Here is an 18447-nt window from a genome sequence, read left to right as displayed (position 1 = left end):
CTAATTGTTGTACAACAGGTTTTTGCGACATCGTATTAACAAATTTATTGTATGCAATATAAACTGCATCAATTTCACCATTACGATAAGCATCAAACATTGTATTTGCGACACCAATTAATTCTTCTAGAGCGGGCGTATCGCCCAAACCAGAAAGTTGACCTTTGATATTAAATCCAAAGGAACGGAAAAAACTAATCCCTTTTGAACCTATTAAGCCCAAATCTGTAGAGATATTTTGTTCTTTCCAATTTTTGATTTGGTTAAGTGTGGTTTTGAATAAATTAACATTTAAACCACCACACATACCACGATCTGTTGAAATAACCAAGATACCGATTTTCTTCACTTCACGCTCAACTAAGAACGGATGTTTATAACCGACACTTGCTTTAGACACATGACTAATAACGTTACGGATAGTTTCAGAATACGGACGAGATGCAGCCATACGATCCTGCGCTTTACGCATTTTCGAGGTCGCCACCATTTCCATTGCCTTAGTAATTTTTTGTGTACTTTGTACACTGGCAATTTTGGTTTTTATCTCTTTTGCACCTGCCATCTTATCTCTCCGTTACTACCAAGCACTATTCGCTTTAAAACTATCTAAAATACCTTTTAATGTATCTTTGATTTCGTCATTATAGTTACCGGTTTTAGTAAGCTCTTGCATAAACTCAGCGTGATTACGGTTAGAATAATCTAAAAGTGCGGTCTCAAAACTTGCAATTTTTGATAATTCCACGTCATCCAAATAACCAAATTCAACAGCAAACAATACAACCGCTTGTTCTGCAACAGATAATGGAGCAAATTGTTTTTGTTTTAATAATTCAGTTACTTTTTCACCGTGAGAAAGTTGCTTACGAGTCGCATCATCAAGATCTGATGCAAACTGTGCAAACGCTGCTAATTCACGATATTGAGCTAGCGCGGTACGAATACCACCCGCTAATTTCTTAATAACTTTAGTTTGCGCTGAACCACCCACACGAGATACCGAAATACCTGGGTTTACCGCAGGACGAATACCTGAGTTAAACAAGTTAGATTCTAAGAAGATCTGACCATCGGTAATAGAAATTACGTTGGTTGGAACAAACGCAGATACGTCACCAGCTTGGGTTTCAATAATCGGAAGTGCGGTTAAAGAACCAGTTTTTCCTTTCACTTCACCTTTAGTGAATTTTTCTACATAATCTTCGTTTACACGAGAAGCACGTTCTAGTAAACGAGAATGTAAATAGAACACATCACCTGGATAGGCTTCACGACCTGGTGGACGACGTAATAATAATGAAATTTGACGATAAGCTACAGCTTGTTTTGATAAATCATCATAAACAATTAACGCATCTTCACCACGATCACGGAAATATTCACCCATCGCACAACCAGCATAAGGTGCTAAATATTGTAACGCTGCTGATTCAGATGCAGATGCGGCTACCACGATAGTATTTGCAAGCGCACCATGTTCTTCTAATTTACGCACGACGTTTGCGATAGTAGAGGCTTTTTGACCAATCGCAACATAGATACATTTAATACCAGAATTACGTTGGTTAATAATAGCGTCAATTGCTAACGCAGTTTTACCAGTTTGACGGTCACCGATGATTAATTCACGTTGACCACGGCCGATTGGCACCATTGAGTCAACAGCTTTATAACCGGTTTGAACAGGTTGATCAACAGAACGACGATCGATAACGCCTGGTGCAATCACTTCTACTGGTGAGAAACCATCATTTTCAATTTCGCCTTTACCATCGATTGGTTGACCAAGCGTATTAACTACACGACCTAATAAACCACGACCAACTGGTACTTCAAGAATACGACCTGTACATTGAACTTCCATACCTTCCGCTAAATCTGCGTAAGGTCCCATAACTACAGCACCAACAGAATCGCGTTCAAGGTTAAGTGCCATCGCATAACGATTACCTGGTAAGGCGATCATTTCACCTTGCATCACATCGCTTAAACCGTGGATGCGAATAATACCATCGCTTACAGAAACAATTGTCCCTGTATTACGCGCTTCACTGACCACGTCGAATTGAGCGATGCGTTTTTTAATCAATTCACTAATTTCAGTTGAATTTAGTTGCATCTTGTATTCCTCTTATAATTGCAACTCGTTTGCGAGACGAGTAAGTTGCCCACGGCTACTTCCGTCAATCACAAAGTCTTCAGTACGAATAATCACACCAGCAATAAGTGCGTTATCCACGTTGCAATTTAATTTCACTTTGCGAGCTAATCTTTTTTCCATTGCAGCTGCAATTTTTTCGATTTGTGTTGCATTCAATGGTTGCGCAGACGTTACTTCAACTTCTGCAATAGCTTGATGCTCCTCTACGTGATGTTTAAATTCTTCAAACACCGCAGGAATAGCATTCAAACGCTTATTTTCAGCCATTAACCGAATAAGATTTTGCCCATATTGATCCAATTGTTCGCCACAAATAGAAATTACTGTATCAGCTAATTTCTGTGCAGAAAGAGAACTACTTAAGTAAGCTTTTACCGTTTCATCTTCAGCTACGGCTGCAGCAAAACCTAACATTTCAGTCCATTTTTCGACCGCACTTTGTTCAATGGCAAAGTCGAATGCAGCTTTTGCATAAGGGCGAGCTATTGTAGTTAATTCTGACATAAGCTAAGCCTCTTATAACTCTGCAACTAATTTATCAATAATGTCATTGTTTGCCGCTTCATCAATAGAACGACCCACAATTTTCTCAGCACCAGCCACTGCCAATGAAGCCACTTTAAGACGTAATTCTTCTTGAACACGTTTACGTTCTGCTTCTACTTCTGCATAACCTTGAGCAATAATTTTTGCTTTTAGTTCTTCGGCTTCTGCCTTCACTTCGTCTAATACTTCATTGCGACGTTTATTCGCTGCATCTAAAATGTCTTGAGCTTGTACTTTTGCAGCTGAAAGTTCTTGTTCAACAAGACTTTTCGTATCTGCTTGCTCTTTTTTAGCTGCTTCAGCTGACGCTAAAGCGTTCGCAATTTGGCTTTGACGTGTTTCAATCGCATTAATAATTGGTGGCCAAACAAACTTCACACAGAACCATACAAAAATAATAAAGGCGATGGTTTGACCAATTAATGTTGCATTAATATTCACAACATACCTCCTTCGTTAATTAGGAAATTTGTTGTTTATTAACCTAATAATGCAGCAAATGGATTTGCGAATGCGAAGTATAAACCGATACCTACCGCGATCATTGCAATCGCATCAAGAAGACCTGCAACAATAAACATCTTGGTAAGTAGTGAATTAGATAATTCAGGCTGACGAGCGGCAGATTCAAGGTATTTACCGCCAAGAAGACCGAAGCCAATCGCAGTACCTAACGCAGCAAAAGCAAGCATAATCGCAGAGGCAATGATTGTTGCACTAATTACAGTTTCCATAAATTTTCTCCGTTGTTGAGAGTTGAGTTGTTAAATAAAAAATAAAAATTAATGTTCCGCTTTATTATATGCAATACTCAGATAAACCACAGTAAGCATCATAAAGACGAAGGCTTGTAATGCGATGACCAAAATATGGAAAATAGCCCATACCAACTGCAATGGCACACCCAGTGCAGCCACAAACGCATTGGCTGAATACATCACGGCAATCAAAATAAAGATCAGCTCACCAGCATACATATTTCCGAATAAACGAAGTGCTAATGAAACGGGCTTTGAGATCAACGTCACGGATTCAAGAAGAAGATTAACAGGGATAAACGCCCAATGATTGAAAGGGTGTAGAGTGTATTCTTTGGCGAGACCTTTAACACCCTTAGATTTAATCGTATAAAAAAGGATCAGCACAAATACTGAAATCGACATTGCAAATGTCATATTCATATCCGTAGTGGGCACAGCTCGTACAGGAATATGATGATCACCTGTAATAATAGCAAACAACTGAGGAATATAATCCACAGGTACTAAATCAATAGTATTCATAATCATCACCCATACGAAAATGGTTAAAGCCAACGGCGCTACCACATCTCGTTTACCGTGATAATTTTCTTTTACCACACCATCAATCCATTCTACAGCCATTTCAACAGCACATTGTAGTTTACCTGGTACACCTATTGTTGCTTTTTTAGCCACTTTACGAAAAATAGCTAAGAAAAGGAGACCGCATAATACAGAGAAGAAAAACGTATCAAGATTAAACGTCCAAAAACCTTCGCCTGTTGTAAGATAAGTTAAATGGTGTTGGATATATTCAATTGAAGTTTGTCCAGACATAATCGATCCTTTGTTCTGAAGAAGAATAACCCAAAGTTAAATTTTATTGAAAATAAGTGGAATAATATTATTCAGCACTAATGCCAATAAAAAACCAACAAAAAACGCAATAAAATTGACAACGAATAACCATTTAATGGCAATAATGATAAAAACCATCGTTAAAACAAACTTTATTGCTTCAGCACGATAAAGTGCGGTCAGTTTTGTTGAAAAATTTTGTTTTCTGTAAAAAATGATAAATATGAATGTACAAAAAGGTAAAAAGGCACTTAAAAAACCGTAGCCAAAATCTACCGCACTTTGGCGTTGCCATCCATAAATAAGCAAATAAAAAACTACAAGCAAAAGACTCTCAATAACAATAGCTTTTCTGTAGTTTTTTTTAGCGTGAGATAAAATGTACGACATCACTTTTACAAAATAATTTCAGCCCGCCGATTATACCTTTGCTGGCTTTAGATTCAACTTAAAAACACATAAAAAGTGTTATATAAATCACACTTTTAGAAAATTTTTTACAAATTTGTAACTATTTAACGCAAAATGATTAAATGTCGCTCACCTATAAGTTCAGGAATATGTAGTTCAATCACTTCTTGAATAGTGTATTTTTTATTCAATTCATTAATTTCATCTTCCTGATAAATACCTTTTAATGCATAAAAATGACCGTTTTCTTTGGGTAAATGATTGCACCACTCAGTCATATCTTTTAACGAAGCAAAAGCGCGACTTAATACGCCATCAAATTTATCTTCAGGTTGATATTCTTCTACTCGACTCAAAACAGGCGTTACATTAGTGAGCCCAAGCTCACGTACTGCATTTCTAATAAAACTAATACGTTTGCCTAAACTATCAAGGAGAACAAATTGTTTAGAAGGATTAATAATTGCTAAAGGTAGACCAGGCAAGCCAGGGCCTGTACCAACATCGATGAAACGATCGCCTTGTAAATAAGGGCTTACAACAAGACTATCTAAAATATGTTTGACTAACATTTCTTGTGGATCACGTACAGAGGTTAAGTTATAAGCTTTATTCCACTTATGAAGTAATTGCACCAACTGAATTAGTTGATTTTTTTGTAGATCTGTTAATTGAATTTCTGCTTGAGCGAGTAAGTTTTCGAGTTTTGCTTTCATTTTTCTATCTATCTTGTCTGTTTGTCGTCATTCTACTTGAAAGTGCGGTTAAAATCCTTAGTGTTTTTATTTCAGCAAAAATTTAGCCTACTAATTACATTTTTTTAATTTGTAATATAAAAAAATGCGGTGAAAATTCACCGCACTTTTAATTTCAAACACAGAAAATCTTATTCCCCACGCTTTAACATCCCTTGCTTTTTCAAATTAACCAGAATAATTGAAATTGCTGCAGGGGTGATACCTGAAATTCGGCTCGCTTGGCCAATGGAAACCGGACGATGCTGTTCTAACTTCGCACGTACTTCATTAGATAAACCAGACACTTTGCTGTAATCAAAGTTAGCCGGGATAGCCGTATTTTCATGGCGTTTTTGTTTTTCGATTTCTTCTTGTTGATGCTCAATATAGCCTTGATACTTAATGGCAATTTCCACTTGTTCTACAGCTTCTCTATCTTCCATTGATGGTTTGTATGGCGTTAAAGAAGTCAAAATATCATAAGTCATTTCTGGACGGCGCAATAAATCTTCACCGCTGGCTTCACGCACAAGTGGGCTGCCAAGAACTTTATTCGCTTCTTCTAAATATTCAGAACGAGGATGCAACCAAATGCTGCGTAAGCGTTGGCGTTCCTGTTCAATATTTTCCATTTTTTGATTAAAGCGTTCCCAACGATCCTCATCAATCAAACCTAATTCATGAGCAATTGGCGTTAAACGAATATCCGCATTATCTTCACGTAATAACAAACGGTATTCTGCACGAGAAGTGAATACGCGATACGGTTCTTTGGTACCAAGCGTACAAAGGTCATCAACCAATACGCCAGTATAGGATTGATCGCGACGTGGATACCATGCCTCTTTCTCTTGTACGTAAAGGCCAGCATTAATTCCCGCCAATAAGCCTTGAGCTGCCGCTTCTTCATAACCGGTTGTACCGTTAATTTGACCCGCAAAGAATAAACCTGAAATAGCTTTTGTTTCTAACGTTGGTTTTAAATCACGTGGATCAAAATAATCGTATTCAATGGCATAACCTGGTTTCACAATACGTGCGTTTTCTAAACCTTTCATAGAATTCACAATGCCCATTTGTACGTCAAACGGTAAACTGGTAGAGATCCCGTTTGGATACACTTCGTTACTGGTTAATCCTTCTGGTTCCAAATAAATTTGATGTGAATTACGATCCGCAAAACGCATCACTTTATCTTCAATGGATGGACAATAACGCGGACCGATCCCTTCAATTACACCGGTATACATTGGACTGCGATCCAAATTATTACGGATCACTTCATGAGTTTGTTCATTAGTGTGGGTGATATAACAAGGTATTTGTTGTGGGTGATCAGAAACAGATCCCATAAAAGAAAATACGGGTAATACGGCATCACCATGTTGTTTAGTTAAAATATCAAAATTGATCGTACGCGCATCAATACGTGGTGGTGTACCTGTTTTAAGGCGATCTACACGTAATCCGAGATCTCTTAATCGATGTGAAAGATTTACAGAAGCAGGATCTCCTGCACGGCCACCTTCATAATTTTCCAAACCAATATGAATTTTACCGGCTAAGAAAGTACCTGCAGTTAATACCACTGATTTAGCACGAAAAGTTAATCCCATTTTTGTGCTAACGCCTGTAACTCGATCTTGCTCAATCAGAATATCGGTGGCTTCTTGTTGGAAAATATCTAAATTGGGTTGATTTTCTAATGCTGTACGAATAGCTTGACGATATAGAACTCTGTCAGCTTGAGCACGAGTAGCACGCACTGCTGGACCCTTACTGCTATTTAAAGTACGAAATTGGATCCCTGCTTTATCTGCAGCATGCGCCATTAAACCGCCCATTGCATCTACTTCTTTTACTAAATGACCTTTACCGATCCCACCAATTGCAGGGTTACAAGACATTTGCCCTAAAGTATCTACATTATGCGTTAATAAAAGGGTTTTTAATCCCATGCGAGCTGGTGCAAGCGCAGCTTCTGTACCCGCATGGCCACCACCGATCACAATCACATCATAAGTTTCAGTGTAAAACATATCTATCTCTATTTATTCGGATCAAAAAATTGGCGTTATTTTACAGAAATTTAAAACACCTGACAAAAAAAGAATGGATCTATTGATCCTTTGAAAGATCAGGTTTGTATTAGTAAATAAGATCTCTTTTTATATATAAAGATCTTATTATTGTTACTATTAAGATCCTTTATGGTTGTGAGTAACCTTATTCGATCCTTATGGAAACAGGTGTTATAGGAGTCAAAGATCTTGTGAAAATGCGATCATTTTCTTTAAAAATCTTGTGTGTAAAATGGAAAGTTATTAACAACTTTATTTTTTTTCAAAGTTACCAAGTGAGTAAAAACAGTTTTATGACAGATTATTTATGAGTTATCCACAGATAAAAATGAATTTTTATTGAAATCCCTATAATTTAGTTTTTTAAGCAATTAATTTTATTAAATGTACGTTTAATGATTTGACTTTGTAGTTACTACAGACTTTATGCTTCTTGCAAAGTAAATCAAATAGTAAAGGAAGCAAAATGAAAAAAATTTCTACAGTACAAAATAATCCCCCTAAAGCATATCAGCAGCATGCATCTTGCCCTCATAGTCAAATATCTAAAAATAAAATGGTATTAGGCATTAGTTTTGCAATTATTACCTTTTATATGGTTGTTGAATTTCTAGGGGGATATTGGTTTAACAGCCTTACTTTGATGGCTGATGCTGGGCATATGGCAAATGATAGTTTATCTATTTTTTTAGCATGGATTGGGTTATTTTTAAGTCTAAAATGGCAAAAATGGTTGGCTTTAATCAATGGAATTTCATTAGTTTGGGTCGCTATTTGGATTTTTATCGAGGCTGTAACACGTTGGCAGGCTCCGATAGAAATAGCTGCTTTGCCAATGTTAGGTGTAGCGTTACTAGGGTTTGGGATTAATTTGTTGGTAGCTTTTATAATGCTAAAAAGTAATCGTCATAATTTGAATATTCGTGCAGCATATTTACATGTTTTAGTAGATTTATTTGGTTCGGTTGTTGCTATTATTGCAGGAATAAGTGCTTATTGGTTAAATTGGCAATGGGTTGATGTAGTGGCTAGTGGTATTTTAAGTCTTTTTGTCTTATACAGCGGTATTTCCACAGTTTCTAGAGCTGTTAAATCCTTGTATGATAGTAATACAAATTTCTTATTAGATGATCATTCTCATTAAAGTAAAAAATTGCTTGAGGAAATAATGAAAATTAGTGAATTAAGTAAATCTACGCATACTAATATTGAAACTATCCGCTACTATGAAAAGCAAGGAGTATTGCAGCCACCTAAGCGATTGGCTAATGGTTATCGATATTATGATGAAGAAAGTGTAGAACAATTAAAATTTATCAAAAAATGTCGAACGTTGGGTTTCTCTTTAGAGAATATTAAGGCACTCAATCGTATTAAATTTAGTATGAAAGATCATTATCAAGCAGATCAATTAGTACTTAATCAACTGATTCAAGTGGAAAATAAAATATCTCAATTATTAGAAATCAAAGATTTTTTACAGTCTATTGTTACCAAAAGTGAACATAATGAAGAGGAATGTAAAGCAATAGAAGGATTGAAAAGCGAATGCAATTTGTAAAAATACTCAAAAATTTGACCGCACTTTAGAAGAAAAAATGCCGCCTAAATTTTGATTTTCAGGCGGCATTTTATTTTTCTAATTATTATTTAGATAAATCAATTTGATATACAGCAAATCCAACTTCATCTGTACCCACTTGTTTCATTGGATACTGCGCTTTTTCTTTAATGAATTGAGCTGCTTGTTCGCTTGGTGAGGTTTCAAAACGGACATCTAATTTATCATTGCCTTTGATTGGCGTAAAGCGCCAGTTTTTATCCGCGCTAGGGTTTACAGAACCTTCTTTTTCACTAGTTACTTTAATGTAATCGGCTAAAATTTGACGGTTTTCATCTGGTGATGCGTAAACAATATGTTGATCGCCAGTGCCTGGGAATTTATTACCGTAAGCACGATAGTTATTCGTTGCAATCAAAAATTCTGCTTTTGGATCAACTGGTTTACCTTGATAAGTGAGATTCACTACACGATGCGATTCTGGGTTAATTAATTTACATTCACCATCGTAACGAGCAGGTTTGGTTAGATCGTATTCATAATTGACACCATCAATCACATCAAAGTTGTAAGTGCGGAAACCTTCCCAGTCGATTAATGATTGTGGTTTATCACTTGTAGGGTCAATTTGTTTAAACATACCAGCACTACATTCTAACCATTCTTTTAATTGTTCGCCTGTCGCTTTAACAACCACTAATGTATTTGGATAGAGATATAAGTCTGCCGCATTACGGAAAGTTAATTCACCTTTATTTACTTCGGTATAACCTGTTGGGTCATTTTTACGACCACCCGCTTTAAATGGTGCGCCTGCACTTAAAATAGGTAAGCCAGCCATTGCTGCAACACTTGGTGCAACTTTTTCTACATAGGCTTTTTGTGCTTGGTTCACTATTTGGATGGTTGGATCATCTTGTACTAATGCAAGATAGCTGTACATATTATCTGTTGCTTTACCAATAGGTTGAGAAACAAATTTACGTGTCGCTTCGTGAACTGGTTTTAAAAGTGCGGTAATTTCTGGGTCATTTTCTGCAAGCGCTTTTTTATTTTCTGCATCATAGATTGGGCGAAGAACCGCTTTTCCAGAGGTAACAATCCATTTGCCTTTGTGTTCTGTTAATCCTAAATCCACCACGCTGATATTATTTGCCCAGTAACCAGCCATACTTTCTGGTACACCTTTTACTGTACCATTTACAATGTCTGCATTTGGTGATTTCGCAAATTCTTTATTTGGGAATAAACGGTGTGAGTGACCAAAAATGACGGCGTCAATATGTGGTACATCAGCTAGATAGAATGCTGAGTTTTCAGCACCTTCTTGATAAGGTTCATCAGATGGACCTGTGTGAGCTAATGCAACGACAATATCAGCCCCTTTTTTCTTCATTTCAGGTACATATTTTTGTGCTGTTTTTACAATATCACGGGTTTCAACTTTGCCTTGAAGGTTTGCTTTATCCCAAACCATGATTTGCGGTGGCACAAAACCGATGTAACCAATTTTTAATTTATGTGTTTTACCTTGATTATCAACAACTGATTTTTCTTGAATGACATAAGGTGTGAAATAAGGTTCTTCAGTTCCGACTTTTACTACGTTGGCATTTACAATTGGGAATTTAGCTTGTTTGATACAATCAGCTAAATAATCTAAACCATAGTTAAATTCGTGGTTACCTAAAGTCCCCACTTCATAATGCATTGCATTTAAGCAATCAACCGCAGGGTTAGATTTGCCTTCTTTATAGCCTTGTGCAGCTTGATAATCAGCAATAGGGTTACCTTGAATTAAGTCCCCGTTATCAACTAATACGCTATTTTTTACTTCAGCACGTGCTTGACGAATAAGGCTTGCTGCACGAGTAAAACCGAATTTCTCGGTTGGGGCGTCTTTGTAATAATCAAAGTCTGTTAAAAAGCTATGAACGTCAGTAGTAGCAACAATACGTAAATCTACATCATGTTTACCTTTTGCTGTCGCAAAACGGCTTGCACTTAATGCAAGAATACTGCTTGCACCAATTTGAATAAAATGACGTCTATTAATCATTGAGTTTTCCTTATAAGGTGAGTAGATATTGCCTTTATTCTAAGAAAAATAGAGGATTCTTAAAAGAAAGGAGTAAAAATATTTTTATTTAATTAAGCTAATAATCTTTGTACTAAAGATGTATAAATATTAACCCCAGTAAGTAATTGATTTTCATCAAAATCAAATTCAGCTTCATGATGACCTGCTGTGCGATCTGCTCCAAGAATGAAGTAAATAGCTTTGCCTCCGTGTTCTTGTACACGTCTACCTAAAATAGTCGCATCTTCACTTGCATTGAAAGCATAATCTGAATTTACGTTATTTATTTGTGGTTGTTCAAGAGATATTTCTTCGATGAGTTTTATAAGTTCAACATCATTATTCATATCCACTGCTTCACCTACAATTTCAGTTTCATATGCTACATCAAAACTTATGGAGATACCTTTAGCTATTTGCATGACTTGTTCAGTCATGTATTCATTAATTGCTTTATTTTCTCCCCGCACTTCTAATTGTAATTCAGCAGAGGATGGAATGACATTTCGTCCTTCACCCGCTTTTAGCACACCCACATTAATTCTTGTCATGCCTTCACCATGGCGTGCAATACCATGAAGTTGAGTGACTGTATGCGCTGCGGCTAATAAAGCATTACGACCTAAATGGGGAGCAGCACCTGCATGTGCAGGTTTACCTTTATAGCGAATATCAATTTTTGTAGTGGAAAGAAAATTTCTTGGATTAGCAATAACTGTGCCTGTATTCGCGCAAAAACTAATGTGTGAAGAAGCAAAATAATCTGCATCATCAATTATGCCACTTTGTGCAATGGCTGCTGCACCACGAACACCTTCTTCTGCTGGTTGAAATACAATTTTTACTTTTCCAGTGAGTTTATCTTTGTTCTGAGCAATCCATAATGCAACGCCTAAACCTATTGTAATGTGTGAATCATGTCCACAAGCATGCATAAAACCATCGTTAATTGAGGCAAAACCTTCTTTATTTGGAATATGCTCTGGTGAACGAGTTTCCGTTACATTCACACAGTCTATGTCAAAACGTAATGCAATAGTTTTTCCTGGTTTGCCTGAATCAAATAATGCTACACAACCAGTGTACCCTTCCATTTTTTCGAGCCATTTTTCATTGGCTCCATAGGCTTTTGCATTAGCTAAACCTTTATCTACTACGGCTTGTTTTCGTCCACGAACAAAGTCCGGATTTATAATTTGTTTGCCAAGAAAAATTTCAAAACAACCTAACTCTTCCAAGTAATCCGCAATGCGAGAAGTTGTCCAAAATTCACTCCAACCAATTTCTGGAAAATGATGAAATTCACGACGCCATTTAACAAGTTGATTTAAATCTAAGTTCATTTTTTTCTCCTTTAAAAGTCTATAAAAACAGACCGCACTTAAATAAAGTGCGGTCAATTTTTTACTATTTCTACAACATAAATAATGCCAAGAATAAAACAGCAAGTATCATGCCTGGTGCGGTACGCTTTACCATTTCTACTGGGCTTACCATCGCAAGGCCTGCACAAACAATGGTTACACCTGCAATTGGTGAAGCTGTACGACCGAGTGCACCAGCAATAGCTGCTGCCATACCAAGATTTACATGAGTGTAGCCAAGTTCTACAGCATGTGGTGTGACGGCACTGTTAAAGGCAATCGCTGCAGCATCGCCAGAACCTGTAATTAATCCCATTAAGAATGGTCCAATTGTTGCACCCCAACGTACAAATTCGTTGGATTCTTTTAAGAAAGAAATTGCAGCATCAACTGCGCCCGTAGATTTTAAACCTGCTACAAATACACTGGCTGCAATGATGATACCAAGTACGTTTGCATAAGAATTTCCCATACCATTGAAAAATTCTTCAGTAATTTTTACTGGGGAAATTCGAGTGACGATAATGCCGTAAATTGCGCCAATGAGCATCGCTTGAGGCACACCCATTTTAGTCCATTCAAGACCTGGCACTTGTTGTAATGACGTTCCACCAATCACTAAAATAACTAATGGTATTAATGGTGCAAGGGCATAAAGTACATTGACGCCTTCAACAACTTTAATTTCACTTTCTTTTTGTTCTGCAAGATAAGCTTGGCGATGTTGTTCACCATAATCTTTAAAAACAAGCGCAAGAATTGTTAAAACAACCGCACCTATTGCTCCCGCAATCATGTTATATGGCGCATGTGAAATGTTTACTTGAGCGATAGTTAAGCCTGACATTTCACTAATCATTGCTGAGTGAGAAGAACCCGGGCTCATCATTGATCCAAAAGTCCCAGCTAAAATAGCTGCCCCAGCAGTAGCTGGTCGAACACCCGCACTTTTTAAAACAGGAATTAATGTTGCACCAACCGCAGCTGCACAACCAGCAGCAGAAGGAATAGCAATATTGATGAAAAAGGTGATGACTGTTGCAATAGGAATTAAGAAGAATTTTAATCCGCTTAATGGTTTGGTAAGTAAATGCACTAGATGAGTATCACATTGAGTGTATTTCATTACATAAGCAAAACCCATACTAGAACAGATAGCCATAATTAATCCGCCAGATGTCATGCTTTTAGCAAAAGCATCTAATGCGCCCATTGGATTCAGCGTAAGAATGGACATTATTAAACCGACACCAATCAAAACGGTTCGGGTTTCGGCTTTTTTAATTAGAAAATAAATTGTGGCAATAATGCCAATCACTGCAACGATGGATTTGAATAATTCCATTATATGTTCCCTTTAAGTTAATAAGAAAAAGTTGTATTGATATCAAATGTGCCACATTCCATATTTTCACTGAAGCACAAAATAGGATTTTCACCCAGCACAGTTGCCATTTCATTTTGTATATGAAGCGCAGAACCTTCAGGTAAGGCATATACAAATGCAGTTGGATTAACGAGTAAAAATTCTGCCAAACGTTCTTCTCGGCTTTCACCATTGTGGCCTTGCATTTTACCTGAAATAAAGTGCGGATTAATTTGATGAGGAAAAAGTTGTAATGCTTGAAATGAAGGAGGATAAGTAATTGGCATATCATTAGTTGTCATAATAGATGCGCCAGCTACATTGGCCCCAGCACTCCAACCAAAATAAGGCGTACCGTTATTTACTTTTTCACAAATGATATCAATCAAATTATGTTCATAAAGTTGTTTTAACAAACAAAATGTATTCCCGCCGCCAATAGCAATGACATCTGCTTGTTCAATGATATCTCGATGCTGTTTACCATGATGAACGGAAACAATATTCATCCCTAAATCAGAAAGTGTATTTTGCACAGTTTTTTCATATTCATCAAAAGTGCGACGTACCCCAGCATAAGGAACAAAAGCAATTGTTTTACCACGATAATTAGACAAGAAATTTTGTAACCAAGGTATGGTGTGTTCAAGATAACCAGTGTTCTTGTATTTTGAGCTACTGAGCAGTAACATGTTTTTCATATTTATAATCCTTTTTAGGGATGAAAAGTTATTGCTATTATGCCGAAGCTAAAAACAAAATCCAGCATAAAAGCTGGATTTTTATAAAGGCAACTCAGTTGTTGATTTAACCGTTTTTAGTGTTACTTCTGATTTTAAGGTTTTAATGCCAAGCCTGGAATTAAGATAGGTGGTTTTAATGTGGTTAAATTCTTCTAAATCTGATACACAAAGTTTAAGAAGAAAATCGAAAGTTCCTGCCATAAAATGACATTCGATGATCTGTGGGATTAATTTTACCTCAAAAATAAACCGCTCTTTTAATTCTAGGTCTTCTTCAAAGAAAGAGCCTAATGCATAAACGATGAGATTACAGTTTACTTTTTTAGGATTTAATAAGGCTACATAGTTATCAATTACGCCACTCTCTTCTAATTGATTTACTCGACGTAAACAAGCTGAATTGGAGAGACCTATTTCGTTGGCCAGTTCATTATTTTGTAATCGACCATTTCGTTGTAATGCTTTAAGAATACGAGTATCGATATTATCGAAATATTTTTTAAGCATAGTAAATCCTTTTTATGCTAACAAAAAAGATAACTTATTATAAAAGAAACCGCCTAGAAAAACTGTGATCTAGGCGGCAATTTGACTAATTAGTTAAACACTATATAAAGATACTTGTACTACCAATAAAATGGAACCAATTAGCAATAAGCATCCAATCATTGGCATGACGAATTTAACCCATCTATCAAATGGAATATGCAACATTTGGAGTGTCACCAATACTAATCCTGTTGGTGCCAAGAATAGCATTGCATATTGTCCCCAGTTGTAAGCGGAAACCACGATATCGCGTGGAATGCCTACTGAATCAGCAAGTGGTGCCATAATTGGCATTGAAAGTACAGCTAAACCAGAAGAAGACGGTACGATTAAACCTAGGAAAATAAATACGACTAATTGACCTAAGATGAATACGCTACCTGGCATACCACTAACTACATTAGACATATAATCAAGGATAGTGTCAGAAATCATACCTTGTTCGAGTACTAAGTTCACGCCACGAGCAAGACCAATGATTAATGACACGCCTACTAATTCTGATGCGCCTTCTGTGAAGGATTCCACAATATCTTTTTCAGACAAGCCACTGATAAACATAATGATGATAGTAATGGCAAGGAAAGATGCAGCCATTTGGGGGAACCACCATCCGCCAACCATTACCCCCCAAATCATAATAGGGAATGCAATACAGAAAAGCGTTAAGATTAATTTGCGACGAGCTGAGAATTCGATAGTTGTGTTCGGATCAAAGTTTTTCATATAACGTTGACGGAATTCTTCGCGATCGTCGTAAGTATAAGAAAAACTTGGGTCAGCTTTGATTTTTTTACAGTACCAATAAAGATATGCGATTACGCAAGTTGCCCCTAAAACTAAACCTAGAGCACGGAAACCAATACCTTCAGTAAATTGAATACCAGCTGCATTTGATGCGATAACAACGGAGAATGGGTTAATTGTAGAGAATGCAGTTCCCATAGATGAAGCAAGGAATATAGCCCCTACGCAGACTATCGCATCGTATCCCAGAGCCAAGAATACTGGCACCAGAATCGGATAGAATGCTACCGCTTCTTCTTCAATACCGCATGTTGTGCCGCCTAACACCATTAAGACGGATACGCTGAATACAATAAAAAACTCATTACCTTTGGTTTTTTTCGCGAGAGCCATCAACCCAGCATTAAAAGAACCAGTACGGTTAATGACACCAATCATCCCTCCCAATACGAAGATAAAGACCATGACATCAACAGCTTCAATGGTGCCTTCTACCATACTTTTGGTGATGTCTTCAATGCCTTTGTGGTGTTGTTCTACACGTTGATAGGTGCCTGGAATAGCGATTGGTTTTTTGATTACGCCTTCGGTGAAGTTGGAGAGTTTAATTTTGATATTGAGATTATCAAGAGTGTCTGTTGTGGCGGGATAAGTTTTATCGTCAACGCCGTAAGCTTTGACCACAAAAACATTATCAGTGGAGTTATATGTTAATTTTGAATATGAACCGGATGGAATTACCCAGGTCAATCCAACAGCGAGAATTAAGATTGCAAATAAAATGGTAAACGCTGATGGGAAATTAAACGTTTTCTTCTTTTTGGACGCATCCATAGCGAGCTCCTTATGTGTAACGTTTAAAGTGCGGTTGGTAAAAACATCGGTTAAACCGACCGCACTTTTTACTTTGAGAATGATTTCTCAAAGTTCTTTTATTATTTAAGCATAATAGGATATGCCTTCAGCTTTTTTCGTAATACGAGTACCAGCTTTTCCTTTCACAATGTCCACAATATCAGATAAAGAGCCTATTACTGCATCTTTTCCTGTTTGTTTCGCAAAGTTGATCGCGGCTTGTACTTTGGGCCCCATGGAACCTGCAGCGAAACCAAGTTCTGAAATGGCTTCAGGTGATGCGACAGAAATTGCTTTTTGAGTTGGTTTACCCCAATCTACGAAAGTTGCGGAAACGTCTGTTGCGATGATAAATAAATCAGCGTCAAGATTTTCTGCAAGTAAAGCTGAACATAAATCTTTGTCGATAACAGCTTCAACACCTTGTAAATTATGGTGTTCATCATAATAGGTCGGAATGCCACCGCCCCCGGCACAAATTACGATACTGCCTTTTTCAAGCAACCATTTGACTGGACGAATTTCAAAAATACGTTTTGGTAATGGGCTTGGCACAACTCGACGGTATTTATCACCATCTTGTGCGATAGACCAATTTTTTTCTTTTGCCAAACGTTCAGCTTCTTCTTTCGTGTAAACAGGGCCAATTGGTTTAGTTGGATTTTTGAAAGCTGGGTCGTTGATATCAACTTCTACTTGAGATAATAAAGTTGCAAATGGCACTTCAAACGGAACTAAATTACCGAGTTCTTGTTGAATCATATAACCAATCATTCCTACTGATTCTGCACCTAATACATCTAAAGGATAGGTTGGCACATTAGTATAGGCAGCACCTTGTAAGGCGAGCAAACCCACTTGTGGGCCATTACCGTGCGCAATTACTAATTCATTATTTGGCCAAATCTTAGCAATTTGCTCACAAGCAATGCGAACATTTTGTCGTTGATTTTCGGCTGTCAGCGGCTCTCCGCGTCGTAATAACGCATTACCGCCTAATGCAATCACTATTCTCATACGTTCTCCTTATGCCAAACTTGCTACCATGACTGCTTTAATTGTGTGCATACGGTTTTCTGCTTGTTCAAATGCAATGTTCATTGGAGATTCAAATACATCTTCAGTCACTTCAATACCATTAGCTAATTCAGGATATTTTTCAGCAATTTGACGACCAACTTTGGTTTCACTGTTATGGAAGGCAGGTAAGCAGTGCATAAATTTTACTTTTGGATTACCAGTGCGTTTCATTAATTCAGGTGTGACTTGATAAGGAAGTAATAATTTAATGCGTTCGCCCCAAGTTTCTAATGGTTCACCCATTGAAACCCACACATCAGTATGAACAAAATCTACACCTTTCACCGCTTTGTCTATATCTTCAGTTACAGTAATACGAGCGCCACTTTCTTTCGCAAATTTTTCGCACATTTCCACAAGACTTGCTTCTGGTAATAATGCTTTAGGTCCACAAATACGCACATCCATACCTAATTTTGCACCAATTAATAAAAGTGAATTACCCATGTTATTGCGAGCATCCCCAATATATACATAGCTAATTTCGCTTAATGGTTTGTCGCAATGTTCAATCATGGTAAGTACGTCGGCAAGAATTTGTGTTGGGTGGAATTCATCGGTT

General features: G+C 37.1%; 19 protein-coding genes. 2 read left to right on the top strand and 17 right to left on the bottom strand.

Annotated elements, in window-relative coordinates; all coding sequences use genetic code 11:
* From atpG to mnmG, 9 genes are all read right to left on the bottom strand, one after another.
* On the bottom strand, window positions 1–565 hold a 565-nt coding region (gene atpG, locus AAX15_RS00330), incomplete at its 3' end, for an ATP synthase F1 subunit gamma (protein ID WP_046938584.1).
* Between the two features lie 15 nt (window positions 566–580).
* Window positions 581–2122, bottom strand: a complete 1542-nt coding sequence (atpA, locus tag AAX15_RS00325) for a F0F1 ATP synthase subunit alpha (protein ID WP_005629241.1) — start codon at window positions 2120–2122, stop codon at window positions 581–583.
* A 12-nt stretch (window positions 2123–2134) separates the two neighbouring features.
* Window positions 2135–2668 (bottom strand): F0F1 ATP synthase subunit delta, encoded by a 534-nt coding sequence (gene atpH / locus AAX15_RS00320; protein ID WP_046938583.1) that lies wholly within the window; start codon window positions 2666–2668, stop codon window positions 2135–2137.
* Between the two features lie 12 nt (window positions 2669–2680).
* A complete protein-coding gene (gene atpF, locus AAX15_RS00315; protein ID WP_005635312.1) occupies window positions 2681–3151 on the bottom strand; it encodes a F0F1 ATP synthase subunit B in 471 nt (156 codons plus the stop codon).
* Between the two features lie 38 nt (window positions 3152–3189).
* A complete protein-coding gene (gene atpE / locus AAX15_RS00310) occupies window positions 3190–3444 on the bottom strand; it encodes a F0F1 ATP synthase subunit C (protein WP_046938582.1) in 255 nt (84 codons plus the stop codon).
* 48 nt (window positions 3445–3492) lie between these two features.
* Window positions 3493–4290, bottom strand: a complete 798-nt coding sequence (gene atpB / locus AAX15_RS00305) for a F0F1 ATP synthase subunit A (RefSeq protein ID WP_005635314.1) — start codon at window positions 4288–4290, stop codon at window positions 3493–3495.
* Window positions 4291–4326: 36 nt separating this feature from the next.
* Entirely contained in the window at window positions 4327–4701 is a 375-nt protein-coding gene (locus tag AAX15_RS00300; RefSeq protein ID WP_005635315.1) for an ATP synthase subunit I, read from the bottom strand.
* Window positions 4702–4826: 125 nt separating this feature from the next.
* A complete protein-coding gene (gene rsmG, locus AAX15_RS00295; protein ID WP_005635317.1) occupies window positions 4827–5438 on the bottom strand; it encodes a 16S rRNA (guanine(527)-N(7))-methyltransferase RsmG in 612 nt (203 codons plus the stop codon).
* A gap of 170 nt (window positions 5439–5608) precedes the next feature.
* Window positions 5609–7498 carry a tRNA uridine-5-carboxymethylaminomethyl(34) synthesis enzyme MnmG gene (gene mnmG, locus AAX15_RS00290; protein ID WP_046938581.1) on the bottom strand — a complete coding sequence of 630 codons (1890 nt, stop codon included), beginning with the start codon at window positions 7496–7498 and terminating at the stop codon, window positions 5609–5611.
* 508 nt (window positions 7499–8006) lie between these two features.
* On the opposite strand from mnmG, the gene AAX15_RS00285 reads away from it, so the two are divergent.
* Together AAX15_RS00285 and AAX15_RS00280 are read left to right on the top strand one after the other, a co-directional pair.
* Window positions 8007–8684: a cation diffusion facilitator family transporter gene (locus tag AAX15_RS00285; protein WP_046938580.1), complete on the top strand. Its 678-nt coding sequence runs from the start codon at window positions 8007–8009 to the stop codon at window positions 8682–8684.
* A 24-nt stretch (window positions 8685–8708) separates the two neighbouring features.
* On the top strand, window positions 8709–9101 hold the full coding sequence (locus AAX15_RS00280) for a Cd(II)/Pb(II)-responsive transcriptional regulator (RefSeq protein ID WP_046938579.1): 393 nt from the start codon (window positions 8709–8711) through the stop codon (window positions 9099–9101).
* An 85-nt stretch (window positions 9102–9186) separates the two neighbouring features.
* Here AAX15_RS00280 and cpdB read toward each other — a convergent pair whose 3' ends face one another.
* The 8 genes from cpdB to AAX15_RS00240 all read right to left on the bottom strand — a co-directional run.
* The gene (cpdB, locus tag AAX15_RS00275) at window positions 9187–11160 is read right to left on the bottom strand and encodes a 2',3'-cyclic-nucleotide 2'-phosphodiesterase (protein ID WP_046938578.1); all 1974 of its coding nucleotides are present in this window, start codon (window positions 11158–11160) and stop codon (window positions 9187–9189) included.
* Between the two features lie 92 nt (window positions 11161–11252).
* A complete protein-coding gene (locus AAX15_RS00270; RefSeq protein WP_046938577.1) occupies window positions 11253–12524 on the bottom strand; it encodes a M20 family metallo-hydrolase in 1272 nt (423 codons plus the stop codon).
* 70 nt (window positions 12525–12594) lie between these two features.
* Window positions 12595–13890 carry a C4-dicarboxylate transporter DcuC gene (dcuC, locus tag AAX15_RS00265; RefSeq protein WP_046938576.1) on the bottom strand — a complete coding sequence of 432 codons (1296 nt, stop codon included), beginning with the start codon at window positions 13888–13890 and terminating at the stop codon, window positions 12595–12597.
* 17 nt (window positions 13891–13907) lie between these two features.
* Window positions 13908–14612, bottom strand: coding sequence for a dipeptidase PepE (pepE, locus tag AAX15_RS00260; protein ID WP_046938575.1), 705 nt, complete (start codon window positions 14610–14612; stop codon window positions 13908–13910).
* A gap of 81 nt (window positions 14613–14693) precedes the next feature.
* Window positions 14694–15161: an Lrp/AsnC family transcriptional regulator gene (locus AAX15_RS00255; protein WP_046938574.1), complete on the bottom strand. Its 468-nt coding sequence runs from the start codon at window positions 15159–15161 to the stop codon at window positions 14694–14696.
* 93 nt (window positions 15162–15254) lie between these two features.
* Entirely contained in the window at window positions 15255–16784 is a 1530-nt protein-coding gene (locus AAX15_RS00250; protein ID WP_005644136.1) for a YfcC family protein, read from the bottom strand.
* Between the two features lie 105 nt (window positions 16785–16889).
* A complete protein-coding gene (arcC, locus tag AAX15_RS00245; RefSeq protein WP_046938573.1) occupies window positions 16890–17822 on the bottom strand; it encodes a carbamate kinase in 933 nt (310 codons plus the stop codon).
* 9 nt (window positions 17823–17831) lie between these two features.
* On the bottom strand, window positions 17832–18447 hold a 616-nt coding region (locus AAX15_RS00240; RefSeq protein ID WP_046938572.1), incomplete at its 5' end, for a Rossmann-fold NAD(P)-binding domain-containing protein.

Source organism: Haemophilus haemolyticus (assembly GCF_001008275.1).
GTDB classification, from domain to species: Bacteria; Pseudomonadota; Gammaproteobacteria; order Enterobacterales; family Pasteurellaceae; genus Haemophilus; species Haemophilus haemolyticus_P.
The sequence above is the reverse complement of the archived record's forward strand: the minus strand, read 5'-3'. Positions and strand labels throughout refer to the sequence as shown.